Annotated in this window: 2 protein-coding genes and 1 pseudogene; all 3 read right to left on the reverse strand. The window is 75.1% G+C overall.

The features are described 5' to 3' along the window. A pseudogene (locus G3I42_RS04060) lies at nt 1-183 on the reverse strand (hypothetical protein); the annotation flags it as partial. A 156-nt stretch (nt 184-339) separates the two neighbouring features. Next, on the reverse strand, nt 340-891 hold the full coding sequence (locus G3I42_RS04065) for a hypothetical protein (protein WP_164282467.1): 552 nt from the start codon (nt 889-891) through the stop codon (nt 340-342). A 181-nt stretch (nt 892-1,072) separates the two neighbouring features. Continuing rightward, entirely contained in the window at nt 1,073-2,542 is a 1,470-nt protein-coding gene (locus G3I42_RS04070) for a PHB depolymerase family esterase (protein ID WP_164282468.1), read from the reverse strand. Between the last annotated feature and the right edge of the window lie 170 nt (nt 2,543-2,712).

Below are 2,712 nucleotides of genomic sequence, written 5' to 3' on the forward strand. Positions count from 1 at the left end.
CGCGGTGCGGGCGCGCTGCCCCGCCGGGGTCAGGAAGAAGTCGTGCGGCGGGCGCGGGTGGCGGAAGGCGAGCCCCAGCTTCACGAGGCGGTCGAGCACCGCCCCGGACCCGCGCAACCGCCCCGTCACCGGCTCCGCCGCCCCGATCACCCGCCGCTGCGCCGCCGTCAGCTCCCGCGCCATCGCGCCGCCCCTTCTCCCGTACGCCGTCACCGAGCCCCGCCGTCGATGGTGCCGCACCCCACTGACACCGACAGCGCACCGGCGTACGGGCGCGCGCGACCGGCGCGGCGGCGGCCGTACGTGTCGGGCCGCCCCCTCAGATCCGCGTCCCGGCCCTCAGGCCACCGTCCCCGCCCACTCCCGCAGCCGCTCCCAGTGCGTCTCGCGGAGGCCCGTGCGCGGGTCGACGCGCAGCAGCAGCGCGTGCGGGCCGTGCGTCTCGGCGACGTAGCGGACGTCGAGAGCGGTGACCATGTCGTCGATCCACGCGAAGGGCCGGCCCGCCGCCCACGCGACGACGTACCGCGTCTTCCAGTACAGCCCCTCGGGATCGGCCTCGAAGAGCCGTGGCCACTCGATGACGGGAAGCGGCTCCCCGATCCCGAGGGCAGGCGCGATCATCTCGTTCGCCTCGTGCGCCCACGTCGTCGCCCACACAGGGGTGTACGGGAGCGCGAGCAGGCGCGGCCCGTCCGCCGCGCGCAACCGCACCCGCAGGCCGCGCCGCAGGGCCCGCGAGCCCTCCGCGTGCCGCGCCGACCACACCGAGGGCCACATCCGGTGGCTCGTGTACCCGTACCGCCGCGCCCACCGCGCCCGGTACGGGTTCAGCGGCCCGTCCACATCGATCAGCAACAACGGCCGCGCGCCGTCCTGGCTCTCGTTCATACGGGGGACATACCCGTCGGGCGCCCCGGACACGTGCGCCGGTCGTGCCCGGCCCGCGCGTCGGCGCCCCCGCGGCCGGCCGGACGGTGCCGGCTTCCACCAGGACACGGAGCGCCGCCCCCGGCATCCCTGGCGGGCATGCCGGGGGCGGCGCTCCGGGCCGTGCCGGGCGCGTGGCGCGTCAGCAGGCCCCGTCCGCGAGCTCCCAGGAGTCCGGGCCCGTCTGCCGCAGCGTGTGCGTGACGAAGACGTTGTAGAGGCCCATGTTCTGGTTCCCGCCGTTGGTGTAGGCGTAGCCGCCGCTCACGTGGGCGCGGCCCGCCGCCACGTGGGCGTAGTTGTTCGCCGTGACGCACGTGGCGGGGGTGCCGCCCCCCGTCGTGCTCGCGGTCACGGGGGCCGAACGCGCGCCCTCCTTACCGGCGTTGTCGACCGCGGCGACCGTCCACGTGTACGAAGTCCCCGCCGTCAGGGACGAGTCGGTGAAGCTCGTCCCGCTCGGCGTACCCACCCGGGTGCTGCCCCGGTAGACGTGGTAGGAGGCCGCGCCCGCGACGGCGGACCAGCTCAGCGGGACCGAAGTCGCCGTCGCCGTACCGGCCTTGAGACCGGCCGGGGCGGGCAGGCCGTCGCCCTCGCCCGGCTCGCCCGGTCCCGTGCCCGCTCCGTCGAGGCCCCAGAAGTGGGACGTGTAGTAGCTGGAGCAGATCGTGTCGAGGAAGTACGCGGCGCTCTTGCCGCACTGCGTCTCGCCCGTCCCGGGGTGGACCGCGAGCCCGTGGCCCATGCCCGAGATCTGGTAGAGCTGCACGGCCGGCTCGCCGCTCGCGTCGTCGTAGCTGGTCAGCGTGGTGCCGCCCGGGAGGGTGCTGGTCGACGAGGGCGTCTGCGACAGGCCCCACACGTTCGTCCACTGGTCCCGCAGCTCGGTCGCGTTGACCGGGTAGACCGTGTAGTCCGACGTGCCCTGCCAGATCGCGACGCGCGGCCACGGACCCGCATAGCCCGGGTTCTGCGCGCGCACCTTGTCGCCCCACTGCGCGGGCGTCAGGTTCAGGCTCCCGTACTGGCAACTCGACGCGCCCGTCTGGCTCGTGGCGCACTGCGCGGGCAGCCCCGAGTCGACCGCTCCGCCCGCGAACACGTCCGGGTAGGCGGCGAGCAGGTTCGCGGTCATGCCGCCGCCCGCGGACAGGCCCGTCACGTACACGCGCGAGCGGTCCGAGCCGTAGAGCTGCGCGGCCTTGTCCACCATGCTCACGACCGACGCCACCTCGCCCTTGCCGCGACCGGTGTCGGCCGGATCGAACCAGGTGAAGCAGGAGAGCGAGTTGTTCGCCGCGCTCGTCTGCGGGAAGACGACCGCGAACTTGTAGCGGTCGGCCATCGTCGTCCAGCCGGAGTTGGCGTAGTAGTCGTTCGCGGACTGGGCGCACCCGTGCATCGCGACGACGACCGGGGCGTTCCCCGGCAGGCCGTCGGGCACGTACGTGTACATCGCGAGGTTGCCGGGGTTGGAGCCGAAACCGGTGACCTGCGTCAGGCCGCCCGCGGCCGAGGCCGAGGGCGAGAGCGCGAAGGTGCCGGCGGTCGCCGCGAGCAGCGCGGAGACGAGGAGACGGCCGAGCCGTCGGAGCAGGGGTGGGCGCACGGTGGGGTACCTCCGGGACGTGCGGGTGCGGGTGCCGGCCGGGTGGGCCCGGCCTTCGCTGCGCGAGGCTAGGACCGCGCGCCGCGCCCGCCCTATGGCGAGCCGGGCCACACCCGGCGCCGGAAGGTGTGGGCCCGCCCCCTTGCCCGTCCGAGCGGGGCCGCCGGTAG

This window comes from Streptomyces sp. SID11385 (genome assembly GCF_010548245.1).
Classification (GTDB): Bacteria; Actinomycetota; Actinomycetes; order Streptomycetales; family Streptomycetaceae; genus Streptomyces.